Origin of the sequence: Pleomorphomonas sp. JP5 (genome assembly GCF_023721815.1) — a bacterium.
GTDB lineage: Bacteria > Pseudomonadota > Alphaproteobacteria > Rhizobiales > Pleomorphomonadaceae > Pleomorphomonas.
Map to the genome: position 1 here is coordinate 416034 of NZ_JAMDLI010000008.1, position 20860 is coordinate 436893.

Consider the following 20860-nt stretch of genomic DNA (forward strand, 5'->3'; position numbering starts at 1 on the left):
TCACAGGATCGCCACAGCAAAGCCGCTACTTCAGCAGACTTCCCAGCACGCCGCGCACCAGCGCCCGGCCGATCTGCGAGCCGACCTGGCTCGATACCGAGCGCACCACGGACTTGATCGCCGCCTCTGCCACCGTCTGTCGGCCTCCATATCCGTAGGTGTCGCGACGGGCAGTACGCTGGTCGCGCTCCTCGCGGCGTCGGCGTTCGGTGGCGCTTTCATATTCGTCGAGGCGCGGGCGGCGGGCCGGCTCGTCCTCACGGGTCTGCGGCGTCGGCGCCTTCGGCCGGCTACGGCTCCAGCCGAAGTCGGGCACGCTGAAGCCCGGGCTCTCGCGCCTCGTGCGCGGAGGATCAACCGGCTCGTGACGCTGCGGCGCACCGTTGGCTCGCGCTTTCAGAACTTCGAAAGCGGACTCGCGGTCGACCGCCTCGTCGTAGATTCCTGCCAGCGGGCTCGCCGCAATCAGCGCCGCCCGCTCATCGTCCTTGAGCGGCCCCATCCGCGACGACGGTGGCCGGATCAGCGTGCGTTCGACGATCGACGGCACGGCCTTGCCTTCCAGCACGGAGACGAGAGCCTCGCCCTGGCCGAGTTCGGTGATCGCCGTGAACGTGTCGAAGTCCGGATTGGGCCGGAAGGTCTCCGCCGCCACCTTCACCGCCTTCTGCTCGCGCGGGGTGTAGGCACGCAGCGCATGCTGGACGCGATTACCGAGCTGAGCGAGCACGCTCTCGGGGATATCCAGCGGATTCTGCGTGACGAAATAGATGCCGACGCCCTTGGAGCGGATCAGCTTGACCACTTGCTCCACCTTGTCGACCAGCGCCTTCGGCGCCTCGTCGAACAGCAGATGCGCCTCGTCGAAGAAAAAGACGAGCTTGGGCTTGTCGAGATCGCCGACCTCGGGCATCTCCTCGAACAGCTCCGAAAGCAGCCAGAGCAGGAAAGTGGCGTAGAGGCGCGGCGTCTGCATCAGCTTATCGGCGGCAAGCACGTTGACCGCGCCCCGGCCGTCGCCCGTCACCTGCATCAAATCGGAGATCTGCAAGCCCGGTTCGCCGAAGAAGTGCTCGCCACCCTGCTGCTCCAGCACCAGGAGCTGCCGCTGGATGGCGCCCACCGTGGCCTTGGCGACATTGCCGTAGCTGGTGGCGACGGCATCGGCGTTCTCTGCGACATAAACGAGCAGCGACCGCAGATCCTTGAGATCGAGCAGCAAAAGACCTTCGTCGTCGGCCACCTTGAAGACGATGTTGAGCACACCCTCCTGCGTCTCGTTGAGATCCAGGAGACGCGACAGCAAAAGGGGCCCCATCTCGGACACTGTCGTCCGGACCGGATGTCCCTTCTTGCCGAACAGATCCCAGAAGACGGTCGGGGCCGCCCTGAGCTGGTACTCTTCGGCAAAGCCGATGGAGCGCGCCCTCTCCTCAAGGAAGTCCCTGGCCTCGCCCGGAGCGCCGATACCCGAGAGATCGCCCTTGACGTCGGCACAGAACACCGGCACGCCGGCATCCGACAGCCCTTCGGCCAACACCTGCAACGTTACCGTCTTTCCGGTGCCGGTCGCGCCCGTAATGAGGCCATGCCTGTTGGCGAGCTTCAGCGTCAGATACTCCGGCTTCGTGCCCGTTCCCAGATAGACCTTGCCCTCTTCCAGCATGCACGGCTCCTTCCCGGTGCGCTCGGTACCCTGAACAGGCTTTTACCCGCCCCACGGTTGCCTCTCAACGCCATCTATGGACGGAAGCGTCCTCCCGGCGCCGACAAAAAGACCCGCCGGCGAACCGGCGGGCCTCGGTCTTTCTATCTAGCGCGAAACGACCTCAGCCGGCGAGCGAGATCTGCCCGTAGCGCAACGCCTCGACGACCGCCTGGGTCTTGTTGGTGGCGTCAAGCTTCTCGCCGGCGTTCTGAAGATGGGCGTGCACGGTCCGCTGAGAGATATTGAGGCTCTCGGCAATGGTCTGGGCTGTCATGCCAAGCGCCGTCAGCTCCAGAACCCGCCGCTCGCGCGCCGACAGGTCACCGGGACGGGAGTCCATGAGATATCCGAGTGCCCTCAGACGCCTGAACGCCTGATTGCAAAGGAAGTCAAAGGCAACGAGGTCGAGCTCCGTCAGCGACAAAGCCTCGCCAAGACCAATGACGGCCGCCTGATAGGGAGGGATGGAGGTAATCGGCACCGCCACGATGCGCGCGGACGCCTCGGGGCCGGCAGCGGCCACCAGGTCGGAATGTCCGGAAATGCTGACGCCATCGATGAGGCAAGGCCGATGGGCGACGCGACAGCGCTCCAACACTGGATCGCCCTTCGAGATGGTGATGAGCTGCCCTCGTTCTGAGCGGATATCCGGCCAGCGGATGTGGAGCACCAGCGGCTCCACCGGGCGGCCCGGCATCGGCAGGCCGGAGATCAGCACATGGCTGGCGCCATGCCCCAGGAGACGGCGTTCGATGACCTCGAATATCTTGTTTGCGCTCGAATAGGTGCGGAGACCGACCGCGTCAGCGAGGATGTCGTCTGGTGTATTCATGGTATCGACCCTACCTCTAGCCGATCAAAAGGTCGTCAGTTCGGGAGATGTGCTCGCACGCTCCAGCTGCTTTTCGCATGAAAGCGCATAACTACCCCGACATGTTCCTTCTAGAGCAAATTGGGAGCCAGATAAAGGCTTTCCGGGCAGAAGGGGACAATATCACACGAATTGCTATGCCCATTCCCGCAAAAAGCGCTTCATAGATTCATTTATCCTACTTTCGACCAGCATATAAACTTTGGTATAACTCAACACTTGTCGTAATTAAGACAGTTAATCCACGACAATCTCTAGTATCAACTTTATTATTGAAATTTATCAATAGAACATATGAGAAAATCAAAATGTATTTTTCGAGAAACAGTCGGCATATGAACATGCCCGTCCAAGTTTCAATTGCCTGACTGACCGCCTTCCATTTCCGTACGGGTGAAAACACGCCTTCTGATTACAGCTTCGTATTCTACCACCGTAAATTTTGGGGAAACAGGCTAAGATCAACCCTGCCGCGTAGAAACTCGCCCGGAAGAACCGCCGCGATGCCGGAGAGAACCAGCTCCAGCCTATTTATCGGATAAATGGTGGAGCCGAAGTCGGGAAGGCCGCTGACGCCTCAATCACCCGCCACAGGCAGCTCCCCTGCCTTTCGGGCTCGTCTCTCTCGTGCGGAATGGCCTATAAGGGAGCACCCCAATCGGAGGCACTGATGTCCATTAATGCCATTCTATCCCGCGTCGACGCGGACTTTCCCAAAAGCCTCGACCGTCTGTTCGATTTCCTGCGCATTCCCTCGATTTCCGCCGATCCTTCCCATAAAGACGACTGCGTCCGCGCCGCCGAGTGGCTGGTGAGGGAACTGACCGCGCTCGGTTTTGACGCCTCTTTGAGGCCCACGCCCCTGCACCCCATGGTGATCGGCCACTACACCAAGGCCGGCCCGGACAAGCCTCATGTGCTGTTCTACGCCCACTATGACGTCCAGCCTGCCGATCCGCTGGAGTTGTGGGATTCTCCGCCCTTCGAGCCGGTGGTGAAGACGTTCCCCGACGGCAGCGAGCGCATTCTCGCCCGTGGCGCGCAGGACGACAAAGGCCAGTTGATGACATTCCTGGAAGCCTGTCGAGCCTTGATCGCCGAGACGGGCAAGCTGCCGGTCAATGTCACCTTCTTCTCCGAGGGCGAAGAAGAATCGGGATCGCCTTCGATGATCCCGTTCCTCGAGGCCAACAAGGCGGAGCTCTCCGCCGATGTCGCTCTCGTCTGCGACACCGAGATGTGGGACCGCAAGACCCCGGCCATCACCACCATGCTGCGCGGCCTGGTCGGCGAAGAGATCTCGCTCCGATGCGCCAGCCACGACCTCCATTCGGGCGCTTTTGGTGGCGCAGCGCTCAACCCCCTGCAGGTGCTGACGAAAATTCTCGGCGACCTGCATGACGACAAGGGCCGTGTCACAGTGCCCGGGTTTTACGACGGCGTTGCCGACATTTCACCGACGCTCCGGGCCAACTGGGACAACCTCGGCTTCGACGCTGCCGCCTTCCTCGGCGGCGCCGGACTGAAGACACCGGCCGGCGAGGCCGACCGCACGGTGCTCGAACAGATCTGGTCGCGCCCCACCTGCGAGATCAACGGCCTTGCCGGCGGATACGCGGGCCCGGGCTTCAAGACGGTGCTTCCGGCCTCGGCGGAAGCCAAGGTATCCTTCCGCCTCGTAGCCGGTCAGGATCCGCAGAAGATCCGCGCCGCCTTCCGCCAGTATGTCAGGGATCGACTGCCGCCCGATGCCAAGGTAGAGTTCCGCGAGCATGGGGGTAGTCCCGCCGTTCACGTTGCCATCGACGGCGCCGCCGTGGGCAAGGCCCGCGCCGCGCTGGAAGCCGAGTGGGGCAAGGCGCCGGCTCTTGTCGGCTCCGGCGGTTCCATTCCGGTGGTCGGCAATTTCAAGTCGATCCTCGGCCTGGACAGCCTGATGATCGGCTTCGGCCTCGACGACGACCGCATTCACTCACCCAACGAGAAGTACGAGGTAACGAGCTATCACGGCGGCATTCGCTCGTGGGTTCGCGTCCTCGACGCCCTCGCCTCCTGAGGCCAGAAAGAGACGCCGGCACCGATCGTGCCGGCGTCGCCAAGCGTCGTTCCCGGGACTTCATCTCCGATCGGTCTTTTCATCGGATGAGTGTTTGAATCGGCTCATTGCGCATTGACGATGGAATTGCATAGCCTTATTGAGTGAAAAAAATCATTTGGAAGGCTGGACCCCTCAATGAAGATCACCTTGCGAACGGTCGCCGAGGCGGCTGGCGTTAGCGTGGCGACGGTCGATCGAGTCCTGAACAGGCGTGACGGCGTACGTTCGGTGACCATCGAGAAGGTGGAAAACGCCATCCGCCAACTGGGGTACGCGCCATCGAGCCTGGCTGGCCGCGTACAACCAGCAACCAGCCATTTCGCCTTCGTTCTGCCGCGCGGCCACAATCCTTTCTTCGAGGCGCTAGAAACAGCCATTCAACGCCTGGGCGACTGGCTTCCCTACAAGGGAGCCAGTTTCGACATTCGCCACGTCGACGTCTTCGACGGTGAAGCCCTCGCCGAAGCGTTGAGGGAAATTCGGCAAGACAGTTACGCAGGCATCGCCGTCGCGGCGCTCGATCATCCCGCCGTGCGCGAGGCGATCAACGCATTGAAGTCGGACGGCGTCTCGGTCGTGACGTTGGTGTCGGACGTTCCGAGCTCTCGGCGCGACCGATTCATCGGCATCGACAACACCGCCGCCGGCCGAACCGCCGGCTCGCTGATCGGGCGCTTCCTGCCGAACCACACGGGCAAGGTGGCTCTGGTGGCCGGTTCGCTGGCGCTGCGCGACCATGCCGAGCGCCGGTTCGGCTTCGAGCAGGTGATCGCCCAGGACTTTCCCGAGGTTCACGTCATCGGCCTGCGCGAGGGGCGGGACGATCCGACCCGCGTTCACAAGCTGGTCGAGGACCTTTTGCGCCAGCACACCGACCTTGCCGGCATCTACAACGCCGGGGCCGGCAATGCCGGCGTCATATCGGCGCTCGAAGCGAGCGGACGGGCTCGCGAGATCGTCTACATCGCCCATGAGCTCATCGAGGAGAACCGCGAAGCGCTGGTGAGAGGGACCATCGACGCGGTGATCAACCAGGACCCCGGCCACGAGGTGCGCTCGGCTGCACGCGTCCTCATGTCGCTGACATCGGACTGGCAAATCATCGACGAGCAGGAACGCATCCGCATCGACATCTTCCTGCGCGACAATCTCCTGTAGCGCAGAACTCGAAACCACACTGGGAGGAGCCCATGACCACCTATCTCGGCCTCGACATCGGCACATCGTCGGTGAAAGCCGTTCTCGTCGGCGACGGCGAGAAGATCATCGCCACCGCCTCGGCCTCGCTCGAAGTGTCGCGGCCGCATGCCGGCTGGTCCGAACAGGATGGCGACAGCTGGATCACCGCCACCCAAAGCGCCATCGATCAGCTCAAGGCGAGCCACCCCAAGGAGCTGTCTGCGGTGGCCGGCATCGGCCTTTCCGGCCAGATGCACGGCGCCACGCTTCTCGACAAGGCTGACAAGCCGCTCCGTCCGGCCATCTTGTGGAACGACGTGCGCTCCGCCGCCGAGTGCGGCGAGCTCGAGGCCCGCTGCCCGGACCTGCGCGCCATCGCCGGCAACATCGCCATGCCCGGCTTCACCGCTCCCAAGCTCGCCTGGGTGAAGAAGCACGAGCCCGAAATCTTCTCCAAGACTGCCAAGGTGCTGCTGCCGAAGGACTATGTCCGGCTCTGGCTGACCGGCGACTATGTGTCCGACATGTCGGACGCCGCCGGTACGCTATGGCTAGACGTCGGCAAGCGCGCCTGGTCGAAGGAGCTTCTGGCCGCCACCGATCTTTCGCTCGATCACATGCCGCGCCTCGTCGAGGGCACGGAGTCTTCGGGCGCATTGCGCGCCGAGCTGGTCTCTCGCTGGGGCATCGCGAAGGCGCCGGTCGTGGCCGGCGGCGGCGGCGACAACGCTGCGAGCGCTGTCGGCATGGGCGCCGTCAAGCCAGGCGCCGCCTTCGCCTCGCTCGGCACCTCGGGCGTACTGTTCGTCTCCAATGCCTCGTTCTCGCCCAATACCGAGGGCGCGGTGCATGCCTTCTGCCATGCCGTTCCCGGCACATGGCACCAGATGGGCGTCATCCTTTCGGCCACCGACAGCTTGCAGTGGCTGTCGCATCTTCTGGAAACGCCGGCACCTGAACTGACCAAGGGTCTCGATCCCAAGCCCGCCAAGCCGTCCCCGGTCACCTTCCTGCCCTATCTCTCCGGCGAGCGCACGCCGCACAACGACGCCGCCGCCCGCGGCGTGTTCGTCGGCCTCAGCCACACCTCCGGCCGCGCCGAGCTGACCCAGGCAGTGCTTGAGGGTGTCGCCTTCGCCTTCCGCGACTGTCTGCGCGTCCTCAACGACGCCGGCACCGACATCGATCGTGCTTTCGCCGTCGGCGGTGGCTCGCGGTCGGAAGCCTGGCTGCAGATCATGGCGGCAGTGCTTGATCGTCCGCTCGATATCACTGCCGAGGGCGATTACGGCGGAGGCTTCGGCGCCGCCCGCATGGGCCGCATCGCCGCCACGGGCGATGATCCCTTCGAGACGCTGACCCCGCCGCCGGTCGCGCGCACCGTCGAGCCCGACAAGGCGCTCGTTGCCGCCTATGCCGACCGCTACGCCAAATATCGGGCGCTGTATCCGGCCGTCCGCGACGCGCTCGCCTGACCCTTTCGCCCGCAAAGAGAATTCAAAGAGAGGAAAGACATGACGCATCCGTTCTGGGGCAACATCAAGCCCGTCAAGTACGAGGGTCCCGAGAGCCGCAACCTGCTCGCCTTCCGTTACTACAACAAGGATCAGGTCGTTCTCGGCAAGCGCATGGAGGATCACCTGCGCTTCGCCGTCGCCTATTGGCATTCGTTCGCCTGGGGTGGCGGCGATCCCTTCGGCAACGGCACCTTCCTGCGCCCGTGGTTCACCGGCTCGGACGAGATGGAGCTCGCCAAGGTGAAGGCCGATGTTGCCTTCGACCTGTTCCAGCTGCTCGACGTGCCCTTCTATTGCTTCCATGACCGCGACGTCGCTCCGGAAGGCAAGACCCTTGCCGAGTCCAACAAGAACGTACGGACCATCGCCGAAATCTTCGCCAGGAAGCAGGAAGAGACCGGCATCAACCTTCTGTGGGGAACGGCCAACCTGTTCTCCAACCGTCGCTTCATGGGTGGCGCTGCCTCGAACCCCGATCCGGAAGTGTTCGCCTATTCGGCCGCCCAGGTGAAGAATGTCTTCGACATCACCAAGGAGCTCGGTGGCCAGAACTACGTGCTGTGGGGTGGCCGCGAGGGCTATGAGACGCTGCTCAACACCGACCTCAAGCAGGAGCAGGACCAGCTCGGTCGCTTCCTGACCATGGTCGTCGACTACAAGCACAAGATTGGCTTCAAGGGCGCCATCCTGATCGAGCCGAAGCCGAAGGAGCCGACCAAGCACCAGTACGACTTCGACGTCGCCACGGTGTACTCCTTCCTCAAGGCCTACGGCCTCGAGAAGGAAGTCCAGGTCAACATCGAGCAGAACCACGCCATCCTGGCCGGTCACAGCTTCGAGCACGAACTGGCGCTGGCCAGTGCGCTCGGCATCTTCGGTTCGGTCGATCTCAACCGTGGCGACGATCGGCTTGGCTGGGACACCGACCAGTTCGGCATGAACGTGCCCGAGTTGACGCTGGCCATGCTGGAGATCATCAAGGCCGGCGGTTTCACCACCGGTGGTCTCAACTTCGACGCCAAGGTCCGCCGCCAGTCGATCGACCCGGAAGATCTGGTCATCGCCCACGCCGCATCGATGGACGCCGCCGCCAAGGCGCTGCTCAACGCCGCCGCCATCATCGAGGACGGCCGCCTCGCCAAGAACCTCGAGGCTCGCTACGCAGGCTGGAAGGGCGCCGAGGGCCAGGCCATTCTCGCCGGCAAGCGCTCGCTCGATGACCTCGCGGATTACGTTGCCAAGAACAACATCAATCCGGAGCCGAAGAGCGGCAAGCAGGAGCAGCTTGAGGCCATCGTCAATCAGTTCTGCTGATCGGCGCGGATCTTTCGAAACAACAAAAGAGGCCGGGGAAACCTGGCCTCTTTCATTTTGACGCTATCGCTTTGCTCTGGCGTATCGACCGCGGCGGCGCTCAGCCCGCTGGCGGCACCCAGATGATGCGCTGCAACGTGGCACCGGCCAGCGTTCCGTCGTCCGGCAGCGCACCCGCGGCGATATAGCCGGGAATGGCAAAAACGAAGGTGACGTTGGGGGCGCCGCGCGCCGTGCAGATCGGCATGGCCAGCCAGTTGCCCCGTCCCTCCCGGCAGGAGGCGCGATCGACATGCGCCTCTCGGAAGCTCATGCCGATGCGCTCGCCATTGGGGCCGACAAGGCTTTCGGAAACGCCATGAACGGCGCCGATCCGCCCGCCGGGCCCCGGCAGCACCTGCAACACCTGCAAGCCGTCGCGGAACAGGGCAAGGGCGGCTACACTCTCGCTCTGCTCGGTCGCCATGGTCACCGACGACACCGTATAACCCGGCTCCAGCGCCTCGATCGCCTTCTTTGAAAAGGCTGTGTCGGGCGGCAGTCCGGGCACGCCGGCGGACGTGATGCGGAAGGTGGCGGCGCGCGACGGCGGCGGTGCGAAGTCCGAATCGGAGCCGAGGATGGAACAGCCCGCGAGGGCCGCCGACATCAGAACGCCGGACAGGCGCAGGAGGTCACGAACATGAGTCATGCCTCTCGATAGCATAGCTATCTCACCGATTGAAGCGAGGGAGGATCGCCGAGCGCAAGCGCCCCGACCATGAAATCCTGCAACCCTCCCAAGCGCCAGCCGCGGCCTATTTCATGTGGACCCACTCGGGCCGCCTACCTAGACTTCAGGCACGTGCCGAGGTCGAGCCACGCGATACCAGAGACACCGCAGAAGACGGTGATTTCGCCGCCGACTTGCAGCACGGGAACTTGTGAAGCAGGGATGTTCACATGAGAATTGCCGTGCTCGGCGCCGGTGTCATCGGCACCACCACCGCCTACTATCTTGCCAAGGCCGGCCACGAGGTCACCGTCTACGATCGCCAATCCGGGCCGGCGCTCGAAACGAGCTTTGCCAATGCCGGCGAGATTTCACCTGGCTATTCAACACCATGGGCCGCGCCGGGCATTCCGCTCAAGGCCATGAAATGGCTGCTCATGCGCCATTCGCCCCTCATCCTCCGGCCGACGCTGGACCCGCACCTCTTGCCCTGGATGCTGTCGCTGCTCGCAAACTGCACGTCGGCTGCCTATGCCCTCAACAAGGGGCGCATGCTTCGCGTGGCCGGTTACTCGCGCGAGTGCCTGATCGCCCTGCGCGAGGAAACCGGCATTGCCTATGACCATCGCTCGCAGGGCACGGTGCAGCTTTTCCGGACCCAGAAGCAGCTCGACCATGCCGGCCGCGACACGGAAGTTCTGGCGGCGGACGGAGTTCCCTTCGAGCTGCTCGACCGCGATGGCGTCGCCCGAGCCGAGCCGGCGCTTTCGGCCGTGAAGGATACCTTCGTGGGCGGCCTGCGCCTGCCGCTCGACGAGACGGGCGACTGCTATCTGTTCACCAATGCGCTGGCGAAAACTGCCGAAGGACTGGGCGTCCGCTTCCGCCACGGCGTTTCGATCTCTCGGATCGACGCCGAAGGCAGCGAGGTGCGAGGCATCGTTACCTCCGAAGGACGGGTCGTAGCCGATCACTACGTGCTGGCCCTCGGCTCCTGGTCGGCGCCGCTCGGTCGGGACATCGGCCTCAAGCTGCCGGTCTATCCGGTGAAGGGCTACTCGCTGACCGCCGAAATCACCGACGAAGTGCGCGCCCCCACTTCCACCGTGCTCGACGAAACCTACAAGGTCGCCCTGACCCGTCTCGGCAACAGGTTGCGCGTCGGCGGCATGGCGGAGATCGGCGGCTACAGCATCGACCTCCCCCCCTCGCGACGCGATACGCTCGAACATGTCGCTGGCGGCTTGTTCCCGTGCGGAGATCTCAAGGCGGCTACCTACTGGTCAGGTCTCAGGCCGATGACGCCGGATGGAACCCCGATCATCGGCGCCACGCGCTACGCCAACCTCTCGCTCAACACGGGCCACGGCACGCTTGGCTGGACCATGGCCTGCGGTTCGGGCCGCGCGCTGTCGGACCTGATCTCGGGCCGCAAGCCGGAGATCGAAATGGATGACCTGTCCATCAACCGCTACTGAGCACCGACCGCCGTCAACGTGATCAGAAGTTCTCCCCATGCCCATCGGAGAGATTGAAGCCGCCTCTCCGATTGGCTAGCACTGCATGTGGAATGCCCAGCAGCACTCGGGGGAATCACATGTTACTGGCCTGCGGCGACGCGCTGATCGATTTCGTGCCTGTGAAGTCTGCCGATGGCAGGGACGCCTACGTGCCGGCCGTCGGAGGCTCCTGCCTCAACATAGCGGTCGCCATGTCGCGCCTCGGTGCGCTCACGGGGTTTGTGGGCGGCATTTCCAACGACCTGTTCGGGACGATGATCGCCGATCATCTGGCTGCCTCCGGCGCGTCGCTTCGCTATGTTCGGCGCTCGGATGACGAGACCACGCTGGCCTTCGTCCGCTTCGTCAACAACGAGCCGCACTACGCCTTCTATGACGAAACGACCGCCGCGCGCCTATGGACCTACCAGCCCGGCAGCATCCCCTTCCCCGCCATCGAGGCGTTGCACGTCGGCTCGACCACGCTGATCAACGAACCGGTGGCGTCCGAGTATTTTGCGATGTTCAAGGCGGCGAAGGGCAAGACGACACTGTCCTTCGATCCCAACTGCCGACCGACGCTGACGCATGACAAGGCGGGCTACACGGCGCGCATGGCCGAGTTTGCGAGGACGGCCGACATCGTCCGCATGTCCGACATGGACTTCGACTTCCTGTTCGGCGGCAACGACTTTGACGCCAAGGCCCAGGAGATCCTGGCCGGAGGCGCGGCGTTGTTCATCGTCACGCGCGGCGGCGACGGCGTCACCGCCTGGCACGCGACCGCCGGTCGCGTCGAGGTTCCGGCCCCCGCCACCAAGGTGGTCGACACCATCGGCGCCGGCGACACGTTCCAGGGCTCGTTCCTGGTGGCGCTCAAGGAAGCTGGCCGAATCGCACGGCCGGCGCTGGAGGCGATCAGCCGCGACGAACTCGCCGCCGCCCTCGCCTTCGGTACCCGTTGCGCCGCCATCACCTGTTCGCGCGCCGGCGCCAATCCGCCATGGCGGGCCGAACTTCAGGGATAACCGTTCGGAACGAAGACTCTACGCACGACGAGCTTGCAAGCTTCGGCAAATCTTAACCTGTGACTGCGAACATTCAGGCGACAGGTGGGACATGTGCGATGTCGGTTGAACAGAGAAACGGAGTCAGGCGGAGGACGCTGAGAGCGGCGAAGATCGTCTATGGCGACTATCGCTATATCGTTGATTGCGTCGTGCGCGACACCAGCTCGGGCGGCATGCGCATCCGTTGCGACCATGCCCACGAGATTCCACAGGACTTTTTCATTTTCGACCCGACGGAACAGTCCCTGCGCCGGGCCGAAGTGATGTGGCGGCGCGAGAACGAACTCGGGCTGCAGCTCACTGGCGAGCCAATCTACATCCACGAGAGCCACGACCCCCGGCACGCCCGCTTCCGCTTCATGTGAGCGGGCGGCAACAGGGTCAGTGCCTGTTGGCTTCCGAGCCCGGGGTATAGACCATCGCCCAGTCGTGCAGAGCGTCGCCAACAGTGCGCAGTGCCTTGCCGGCCTCCGACAGCTCGTACTCGACGCGCGGCGGCGCTTGCTCATAGTCATGGCGAACGACGAGGCCGAACTTCTCCAGGTCGCGCAACTGTGCCGCCAGCATGTGCTGGGTCACGCCAGGAATGCCTCTCCTCAGCTCGTTGAAGCGCTTCGGCCCCTCGGTAAGCAGGCACATGATTTCGCCCTTCCACTTACCGGTAATGGCCTTGAGACCGCGCTGGACAACCGTGAGGTACTCCTGCAGCTCGACCGAACAGTTGAGCCGGCTCGATTCCGTTGGCTCGGTCCCGAGGTCGAAAGACATCGCTCTCTCCAATAGACGTCCGAAAAGTATACCGTTGCCCTTGAGATAGGATCATCGCCCTTGGTGCGAAAGCGCAAACCGTGGACCATCTCATCACAACACCGTGCTTGACGCGTCAGCTCAGGCCGACCACCCGGCCCTCGCCATCAAGGCCGATACGATGGGCGGCCGGCACGCGCGGCAACCCGGGCATGGTCATGATCGCACCGCATATCGCGACGACGAACTCGGCCCCGGCCGCGAGCCGTACGTCGCGCACCGGCAGGACATGACCTGTCGGCGCCCCCTTGCGCTGTGGGTCGGCACTGAAGGACGACTGCGTCTTGGCGATGCAGACCGGCAAGTTTCCGAACCCGCGCTCACCGTACTCGGCGAGCTTGCGCGCGGCACGAGCATCGTACTCCACGGAAGCGGCGCCATAGATCTCGCTGGCCACGGTCTCGATCTTGGCCGGAAGCGTCAGTTCGTCTGGATAAAGGAGAGCAAACGGTCGACGGCGCGGCGCATCGAGCACTTCCAACACCTTGTGCGCCAGATCCTCGGCGCCCCGACCACCATCCGCGAAATGGGTGGCAAGAGCCACGGGCGCACCGGCCTCCGCGCACAGCGCACTGAGGCGAGCGACCTCGGCATCCGTATCGCTGCCGAAGCGGTTGATGGCGACGACCACCTCAAGGCCGAACTTGCGCAGGTTTTCGAGATGACGGGCAAGATTGGAAAAGCCGGCCTCCAGGGCCTCGACGTTCTCGATGCCGAGGTCCTCCTTGGCAACCCCGCCGTGCATCTTCAGGGCACGAATGGTGGCAACCAGCACCGCCGCGTCCGGTTGAAGCCCGGTCTTGCGGCACTTGATATCGAGGAACTTCTCCGCACCGAGATCGGCGCCGAAGCCGGCCTCGGTCACCACCACATCGGAAAGACCAAGCGCCGTTTCGGTCGCGATCACCGAGTTGCAGCCGTGGGCGATGTTGGCGAAGGGACCGCCGTGAACGAAGGCCGGCGTTCCCTCCAGCGTCTGCACGAGGTTGGGCTGCAAGGCATCCTTCAGCAGCACGGCCATCGCACCACCGGCGCTGACCAGATCGGCCGTCGCGTAGGAGCGGGCATCGAGGTCGCCGACAACGATACGCTTCAAGCGCCGCTCGAGATCGGCGAGGTCGGTCGCCAGGCAGAAGATCGCCATCACCTCCGAGGCGACGGTAATGTCGAAGCCATCCTCGCGCGGAAAGCCGTTGGCGCTGCCGCCGAGGCCGTTGATCTGGTGGCGAAGCATGCGATCGTTCATGTCGAGAACGCGCCGCCAGGTCATGCGCCGGCCGTCGAGACGCGGTTCGTTGCCCCAGTAAATGTGATTGTCGATCATCGCCGACAGGAGATTGTGGGCCGAGGTGATGGCGTGAAAATCACCGGTGAAATGGAGGTTGATCGCCTCCATCGGCACGACCTGGGCGTGACCGCCGCCGGCCGCCCCGCCCTTCACGCCGAAACACGGACCGAGCGAGGGCTCGCGAAGGCAGATGCTCGTCTTGCGCCCGAGTCGGGAAAGCGCGTCTCCCAGACCGACCGTCGTGGTCGTCTTGCCCTCGCCGGCTGGCGTCGGGGTGATGGCGGTCACCAGAACCAACTTGCCGCGCGGGCGTCGGCGCGCCTCGGATACGAAGCCGTGCTCGATCTTGGCAATGTGACGGCCGTAGGGGATGAGAGCGTCGCCGGGAATATCAAGACGATCGGCCACCTCCCCAATTGGCTGAAGGCGGGCGGCACGAGCAATCTCGATATCGTCAAGCATGGGCGCACTCGTGGTTTCCGGCGGAAGGCGGTCGCTCCACCATCCAACTGCCGGTAAGTGAAAAGATGTAGCCGGAACCGACTTTTCTGTTGTCTCGGCCGGGCATCTCGTCTTTTCTGGGCGGCGAGAGGGCCACTGCCCCTCGCCCTCCCTGACGGAGCCCCCGTTGACTTCTTCCGATCGACTTCCTTCCGACCGCATCCTCGTACGCGGTCGTGTGCTGAGCTTCAAGCGGCGCCCGCATGGGGCCGGAGATACCGACGCCTACAGCTACTTCGAAGACGGCGTCGTCGTCATCGAGGCGGGCAGGGTAATCGAAGTGGCGGAGGGCGGCGAGATCGACCGACTCGGCGGCGAAGGCATCGTCCTGCATGATTTTTCCGGTAAGCTGATCCTGCCGGGCTTCATCGACACCCATATTCATTTCCCGCAAACGCAGGTGATCGCGTCCTATGGCGAGCAACTGCTCGAATGGTTGACGAGGTACACCTTCCCCGCCGAGTCGCGCTATGGCGATCCGGTCTTCGCGGCGGCTCAGGCTCGCTTCTTCATCGACGAGGTGCTCCGGAACGGCACCACGACCGCCGTCTGCTACGGCTCGATGCACAAGGGCTCGGCCGAGGCGCTGCTCGCCGAGAGTGAACGGCGCGGTACGGCGATGTTTGTCGGCAAGACGGCGATGGACCGCAATGCCCCGCCGGATGTGCTCGACAATGCCCAGTCGGCCCATGACGACACGGAAGCGCTGATCTCCGCCTGGCACGGTCGCGGTCGGCAGAAAGTGGTGATCACGCCGCGATTCGCCATCACCTCGACGCCGGCACAGCTGGAAGCGCTGGGTAGCCTCGCCCAAGCCCACCCCGATTGCCTCGTTCAGACGCATCTTTCTGAAAACCTTGAGGAGATCGCGACGGTCGGCCGGCTTTTCCCCGACCGAGCCGACTATCTCGACGTCTACGACCACTACGGTCTCGTCGGCCCCAAAAGCCTGATGGGCCACTCGATTCATCTCACGCCACGCGAGATCCGCCGCATGTCGGACAGTGGCGCCGTCGCCGTGTTCTGCCCCACATCGAACCTGTTCATCGGCTCCGGACTGTTCGACTACAAGGGCCTCGAAGGAGGCGAGCATCCCGTTCGCATAGCGCTCGCTACCGACGTCGGCGGCGGCACAAGCTACTCGATGCTGGCAACCGCTGCCGAGGCCTACAAGGTAATGCAGCTCAAGGGGCAGAAACTGTCGGCCATCGAAGCCTTCCACCTGATGACCCGTGGCAATGCCGAGGCAATCGGCGAACCCGATCTCGGCCGCATCGCTGCCGGAGCACACGCCGATCTCGTGGTGCTCGACAGCACGGCGACGCCAGCCATGGCGCATCGCCTCGCCATGGGCAGTTCCTCCCTTGAGGAGGAGCTTTTCGTTCTCATGACGCTCGGGAGCGAGCGGAATGTGTGCGAAGTGTTCGTCGGCGGACGACCGCAGGGAGTGCAAAAGGCTATCGCCTAACCACTGATTGCGGCGCGCCGGTCCGCACCAAGGCATCGGTTGTTTTTTCGACCCCTATAAAGAATATATTGCCACGGGATGACAGCTCAAGTTAGCATCGATGAAATCGATTGCTGAGGATAGTGCCTACCCACGGGTTGGGAGCCACAAATCCCGCGGGGAGACGCGGTTGTACGGCCTTCTCCTCCGTGAGTTCGTATTCGGTAACGTTTCGATTTTCCGATCTGCGCCGAGGTGGGAAGGCTTTGGCGACGATGGACAAGATCACCGGCCAACACTGCATAAGGCCGGGCACGGGAGGATAACTTGGCGCGCGATCTGCCGTATTCGATACAACTGCATTCGGCGCGGTTGTTTCCTCCGGTGACGGACCATTTTCCGCACCTTGCCGCCCTCGGCTACACCAACGTCGAGCCGACGGACATGTTCTATGACGCCCCCTCGGCATTGCGCGAAACGCTGGATGAGAGCGAGCTCACCGCATTGAGCGGCCACTTCCCGCTGCATATGCTAGAGGGCGAGCCGGACGTTGCCTGCCGCATCGCTGATATTCTGGGCATGCGCCTTCTCGTCTGCCCCTTCCTGCCGGTCGAGGCACGCCCTGCCGTCACCGACGATTGGCGGCGCTTTGGCGACCGCCTGGCGACGATCGCTCGCTCGCTGCGTTCACGTGGCTTCGAGTTTGCCTGGCACAATCGGGACTACGAATTTCGGCCGCTTCGAGATGGATCGATGCCGATCCAGCACATCGCCGCCGACCCGGACGTTCATCTGCAGGTCGACGTAGCCTGGGTAGCGCTGGCCGGCATAGATCCCCAGCCGTGGCTAGAAGGCTATGCCGGACGTATCGCCGCCATCCATGTCCAGGATATCGCGCCACGCGGCGGACGCATCGAAGAGGACGGATGGGCCGATGTCGGCTCAGGTATCATGCCTTGGCCCAAGCTCTGGAAAGCCGCCGTCGCAGCCGGCGCTTCGCTACTGATCGCCGAGCACGACAACCCAAGCGACTTCGACCGCTTCGCTCGCCGCAGTATCGAAGCCATGCGCACGTTTGCCGAGATGAGCAAGCCCGAGTCGTCGCCTGCGGCAGGGTGACAAACGATCGGAGCGGATGGCTTTCGTACGCGCGCTCGACGCGTCGACATGCAAACACGGCAAAGCGTCGCAGCGCCGGACCTGCAAAACAGGCCCCTCGACAAACCGTATCGTCAACTAGCTGTATTTGCGGGAAGAATGGTCGGAGTGGCGTGATTTGAACACGCGACCCCCTGCTCCCGAAGCAGGTGCGCTACCAGGCTGCGCTACACTCCGTAACCGTCGGTGGGGCGGTGTATAGCGTCCCCTCCCCGCCTCCGCAAGCCCCAAAATCACTCTTGTGGATCGGGGATTCTGCTCCCCCTGCTTCGCACCGCGAAACTGCGGGCAGGCTCGCCATCCAAGCCCAACAAGCCCCCATTCGGTGATGCCGGCGTTATTGCAGTCCGCCGACGTTGCGGCTATATCGAGCGGACTGCGGCCGAGGCCGCCGGATGGGGTGTCGCCAAGTGGTAAGGCAGCGGATTTTGATTCCGCCATTCGTAGGTTCGAATCCTGCCACCCCAGCCACCTCCCCCTGAAGTCGCCGAACTCCTTCCTTGTTGCCGCGTCCGCCTGCTCCATCCAGATCAGAGCTCGACGCGTTGAGTGGGCGAGGCCGGTCTAGAAGATTGCGACGCGATCACGGCCTTCCGCCTTGGCGCTATAAAGAGCCTGATCGGCCCGACTCATGAGAGACATCTCGTTCGAGTCAGCCGGCGAAATCAGCGCGGCGCCAACGCTGATGGTGCACGAAGCCGGCCCCTGATCGGTGTGGACGACGACGGCGCGCACGGACGTCCTAAGGTCGTTCAGGACATGATCGGCGCGTTCGGCAGATGCCTCCGACAAGACGATGCCGAACTCTTCGCCGCCCAGCCTCCCCAAGTCTCCATGACCGGAAAGTCGCTTTTGAAGCACACCGGCGACTCGACGCAGCAGGCGGTCGCCAACCAGATGGCCGAACGTGTCGTTGATGCGCTTGAAATGATCGAGATCGACCATTGCGAAGCCCAGTCCACCCTGTCGGCGCTTCGCCCGTCGAAACTCTCGACGAAGCCCCGACAGGAAGTGCCGATGGTTGGAACATTTCGTCAGGGGATCCGTGGTGGCGAGCAGGTGCAGCTTGCGCTCCGTCGCTTTGCGGCGAGTCGCATCATGAATGAACGAAATCAGCGCCTGGTGACCATCGAACATGATCGGCCCACTGTAGACGTCGACATCCTGCACACTCCCATCAATCAACTTGTGCCTGAACTCGAAATGATGGCGGTTGGAGACCGCCTGCTTCATCTTGGCGGCAATCTCGGACCGGGACAGCGTGTTTATCTCGTCCACCGACATCGCAAGCAACCGCTCCCGGCTGCCGGCATAACGGGCGACGGACTGCTTGTTGCCATCGATGATTTGTCCAGTCTGAGGATCAATGACCAGAATTGATGCGTGATGGACGTTCATCAGAGCATCCACCCTGTCACCAAGAAACCGAATCCGCTCGAGCAAAGCCGTCACATCGCAGCAGAGCGATTCCTTTTCTGCCTCCGAAAGACCTTCGGGCGCCTCAAAATCGGCTTTCAGAGCTTCCCCTGCATTCAACCCGCAACGCATGACAGCCCGCCCCGTCATAAGTATATTTTCTTATAGATGGATCGTACAGCTGATTATTTCACATCAATCGTTGGTTCACAAAACCCATTCTACGCGAAGTGGGCCAGAGAGATAATACTGGCCACAGTAATCTTAGTTTTCTTCAAACTGCGGGTCACAAATACATACATCAACGCCTCCACTTAATTGATACAGAGACCAACAGTCTGACTTTTCGTTCAGAACAAACCGAACCGCGAAACGAGCGCGAGGCTTCGGCACCTCCGTCTTGTGCTCCCGAAGAGGACAAGCGATGATCGCCTCAGGTTCGGGACGCTGAGGGCATCATGGCTGGGGAACAACGGGAACGGCTGGTCGACGCACTGCTCACGGTCATCGAGCGACACATACTGCCTCAGACACGCAAGGGTATTGCCGCCGGAAACAAGGTGTTCGGGGCCGCCTTGCTTGACAAACGCGATTACTCTCTCGTGCTCGCCGGTACGAACAACGAGACGGAGAATCCGCTCTGGCATGGCGAAGTCCACACCATAAAGAAATTCTATGAAATCAAGGACCGGCCATGCACGAGCAATTTGCTTTTCCTGTCGACGCACGAGCCTTGCTCGATGTGCCTTTCAGCCATTACCTGGGCCGGATTCGACAACTTTTTCTATTTCTTCAGCCACGAGGACTCGAGAGACGCCTTCTCGATCCCGCACGATCTCAGGATACTGAAAGAGGTCTTCACCCTTAAGCCCGGCGGCTACCGACGCACCAACGCCTTCTGGCACAGCGAGCATATCCCCGATCTGATGGCGGCGTGCGACGACAGCGCCCGTGCGGGATTCCACGCCAGGGCCGACGCCATTCGGGCAGAGTATGCACGACTGTCGGAGATCTATCAGAGCAGCAAGGCCGAGACCGCCATTCCGCTCAAATAGAGTGGGACAGCGACCAACGCACCTCAGGCAAGCGGTGGTTCGCTCGACGGCTCGGCCGGCTTCTCGTCCTCCCCCCGCAACTCGGCGAGCCACTCGCGCCAGATGGCGACCAGCAGCGCCATCAGCACCGGGCCGATGAACAGGCCGAGGAAGCCCATGGTCTTCACACCGCCCACGAGTCCGAAAAAGGTCGGCAGGAAGGGCAGCTTGATTGGGCCACCCACAAGGCGCGGTCGCAGCGTCTTGTCGACGATGAACAGCTCGACCGTGCCCCAGGCAAACAGGGCCGCGCCTTCGACGGGGTGCCCGCTCGCCGCGAGGTAGATCGAGATCAGGGTGAAGCTTAGCGGCGCTCCACCCGGGATCAGCGCCATGACGCCGGTGATGACGCCGAATATGGCCGGAGACGGCACACCGGCGATCCAGTAGGCGATGCCGAGAACGATACCCTCGCCGATGGCGATCAGCGTCATGCCCGTCACGGTGGAGCTGATGGTGGCCGGAACGATACGAGAAATACGCCCCCAGCGCGTCGGCAGAACACGCTCGCCGACAAGGTCGATCTGTTCGACCAGGGCGCTGCCGTCCTTGTAGACGAAGAACAGGGCGATCATCATGAACAGCAACATGAGCAGCAGCCGGAAGGCCTCGCCGCCAGCCGTCATGACGGCCCTGTAAATGTTGCCCATGTTGGCGCCGGAGACGATCTGGATGAGCTCGCCGATGGCGCCGGGCGGACCGACGTGAAGGTTCCACTGCGCGGTCAGCCAGTCTCCAACCATCGGCAGGGCGGTGATCCAGGGCGGAACGGCCACGCCGCTCCTGTTCGCCTCGACAAGCCAGCTGAACCACCCCCGGAATTCTTCCAGGGCGAAGCTCACCGCCACCAACATCGGCACGATCAGAAACAGCAGGATGCAGACGAGGGCGATCGAGGCGCTGAGCTTGGTGTTGCCGTCGCAAAGCCGAGTGAGATCACGAAACAGCGGCCACGTGGCAAAACCGATCACCAGGGCGGCGAGCACGGGCACGACGAACCCGCTGAAGAAGTATATTCCGGCGATGACGACGAGCAGTAGCAGCCAACGCGCCGCGGCGATCAGCGGGACAATGGGCACACGACCCGAGGGGACGGCGCCCAGCCAGCGGAGTTGGTCTTTCGGCGGCAGACTTCGCGGATCGGTCACAGGGCGGGCTTCCCGTCAGAACGTCTCGGAGAG

Annotated in this window: 17 protein-coding genes and 2 tRNA genes; 11 read left to right on the top strand and 8 right to left on the bottom strand. The window is 63.1% G+C overall.

Annotated elements, in window-relative coordinates:
- Positions 1–25: 25 nt before the first annotated feature.
- Entirely contained in the window at positions 26–1666 is a 1641-nt protein-coding gene (locus M4J40_RS13245) for a helicase HerA-like domain-containing protein (RefSeq protein ID WP_251754614.1), read from the bottom strand.
- A gap of 163 nt (positions 1667–1829) precedes the next feature.
- Positions 1830–2540: a helix-turn-helix transcriptional regulator gene (locus M4J40_RS13250; protein ID WP_251754615.1), complete on the bottom strand. Its 711-nt coding sequence runs from the start codon at positions 2538–2540 to the stop codon at positions 1830–1832.
- Positions 2541–3246: 706 nt separating this feature from the next.
- Between M4J40_RS13250 and M4J40_RS13255 the strand changes: the two genes are divergently transcribed.
- The 4 genes from M4J40_RS13255 to xylA all read left to right on the top strand — a co-directional run bounded on the left by M4J40_RS13255 (position 3247) and on the right by xylA (position 8687).
- Positions 3247–4635, top strand: coding sequence for a M20/M25/M40 family metallo-hydrolase (locus M4J40_RS13255; RefSeq protein WP_251755602.1), 1389 nt, complete (start codon positions 3247–3249; stop codon positions 4633–4635).
- 177 nt (positions 4636–4812) lie between these two features.
- Positions 4813–5835 carry a LacI family DNA-binding transcriptional regulator gene (locus M4J40_RS13260; protein WP_251754616.1) on the top strand — a complete coding sequence of 341 codons (1023 nt, stop codon included), beginning with the start codon at positions 4813–4815 and terminating at the stop codon, positions 5833–5835.
- Positions 5836–5867: 32 nt separating this feature from the next.
- The gene (gene xylB / locus M4J40_RS13265; RefSeq protein ID WP_251754617.1) at positions 5868–7331 is read left to right on the top strand and encodes a xylulokinase; all 1464 of its coding nucleotides are present in this window, start codon (positions 5868–5870) and stop codon (positions 7329–7331) included.
- A gap of 39 nt (positions 7332–7370) precedes the next feature.
- Complete coding sequence (gene xylA, locus M4J40_RS13270) at positions 7371–8687, top strand: xylose isomerase (RefSeq protein WP_251754618.1); 1317 nt, start codon at positions 7371–7373, stop codon at positions 8685–8687.
- Positions 8688–8787: 100 nt separating this feature from the next.
- Here the strand turns inward: xylA and M4J40_RS13275 are convergent, their stop codons facing one another.
- Positions 8788–9378 (bottom strand): DUF1131 family protein, encoded by a 591-nt coding sequence (locus tag M4J40_RS13275; RefSeq protein ID WP_251754619.1) that lies wholly within the window; start codon positions 9376–9378, stop codon positions 8788–8790.
- Positions 9379–9629: 251 nt separating this feature from the next.
- On the opposite strand from M4J40_RS13275, the gene M4J40_RS13280 reads away from it, so the two are divergent.
- The 3 genes from M4J40_RS13280 (at position 9630) to M4J40_RS13290 (ending at position 12333) form a co-directional block, all read left to right on the top strand.
- Positions 9630–10877: a D-amino acid dehydrogenase gene (locus M4J40_RS13280; RefSeq protein WP_251754620.1), complete on the top strand. Its 1248-nt coding sequence runs from the start codon at positions 9630–9632 to the stop codon at positions 10875–10877.
- A gap of 119 nt (positions 10878–10996) precedes the next feature.
- On the top strand, positions 10997–11926 hold the full coding sequence (locus M4J40_RS13285) for a carbohydrate kinase (protein WP_251754621.1): 930 nt from the start codon (positions 10997–10999) through the stop codon (positions 11924–11926).
- A 98-nt stretch (positions 11927–12024) separates the two neighbouring features.
- Positions 12025–12333, top strand: a complete 309-nt coding sequence (locus M4J40_RS13290; RefSeq protein ID WP_251754622.1) for a PilZ domain-containing protein — start codon at positions 12025–12027, stop codon at positions 12331–12333.
- A 16-nt stretch (positions 12334–12349) separates the two neighbouring features.
- Here M4J40_RS13290 and M4J40_RS13295 read toward each other — a convergent pair whose 3' ends face one another.
- Complete coding sequence (locus M4J40_RS13295) at positions 12350–12736, bottom strand: helix-turn-helix domain-containing protein (protein WP_251754623.1); 387 nt, start codon at positions 12734–12736, stop codon at positions 12350–12352.
- Between the two features lie 115 nt (positions 12737–12851).
- A complete protein-coding gene (locus tag M4J40_RS13300; RefSeq protein WP_251754624.1) occupies positions 12852–14525 on the bottom strand; it encodes a formate--tetrahydrofolate ligase in 1674 nt (557 codons plus the stop codon).
- A gap of 166 nt (positions 14526–14691) precedes the next feature.
- Between M4J40_RS13300 and guaD the strand changes: the two genes are divergently transcribed.
- On the top strand, positions 14692–16032 hold the full coding sequence (guaD, locus tag M4J40_RS13305) for a guanine deaminase (protein WP_251754625.1): 1341 nt from the start codon (positions 14692–14694) through the stop codon (positions 16030–16032).
- A 306-nt stretch (positions 16033–16338) separates the two neighbouring features.
- Positions 16339–17130 (top strand): sugar phosphate isomerase/epimerase, encoded by a 792-nt coding sequence (locus tag M4J40_RS13310; RefSeq protein ID WP_251754626.1) that lies wholly within the window; start codon positions 16339–16341, stop codon positions 17128–17130.
- A 139-nt stretch (positions 17131–17269) separates the two neighbouring features.
- Here M4J40_RS13310 and M4J40_RS13315 read toward each other — a convergent pair.
- Positions 17270–17346: transfer RNA gene (locus M4J40_RS13315), tRNA-Pro, on the bottom strand.
- 219 nt (positions 17347–17565) lie between these two features.
- Here M4J40_RS13315 and M4J40_RS13320 point away from each other — a divergent pair.
- Positions 17566–17640, top strand: a tRNA-Gln gene (locus M4J40_RS13320).
- Between the two features lie 93 nt (positions 17641–17733).
- Here the strand turns inward: M4J40_RS13320 and M4J40_RS13325 are convergent.
- Complete coding sequence (locus M4J40_RS13325; protein WP_251754627.1) at positions 17734–18735, bottom strand: sensor domain-containing diguanylate cyclase; 1002 nt, start codon at positions 18733–18735, stop codon at positions 17734–17736.
- A 308-nt stretch (positions 18736–19043) separates the two neighbouring features.
- Between M4J40_RS13325 and M4J40_RS13330 the strand changes: the two genes are divergently transcribed.
- Entirely contained in the window at positions 19044–19640 is a 597-nt protein-coding gene (locus M4J40_RS13330) for a deaminase (RefSeq protein WP_251754628.1), read from the top strand.
- A 23-nt stretch (positions 19641–19663) separates the two neighbouring features.
- On the opposite strand, the gene M4J40_RS13335 is transcribed toward M4J40_RS13330, so the two are convergent.
- Positions 19664–20827 (bottom strand): AI-2E family transporter, encoded by a 1164-nt coding sequence (locus M4J40_RS13335; RefSeq protein WP_405030751.1) that lies wholly within the window; start codon positions 20825–20827, stop codon positions 19664–19666.
- Positions 20828–20860 lie beyond the last annotated feature (33 nt).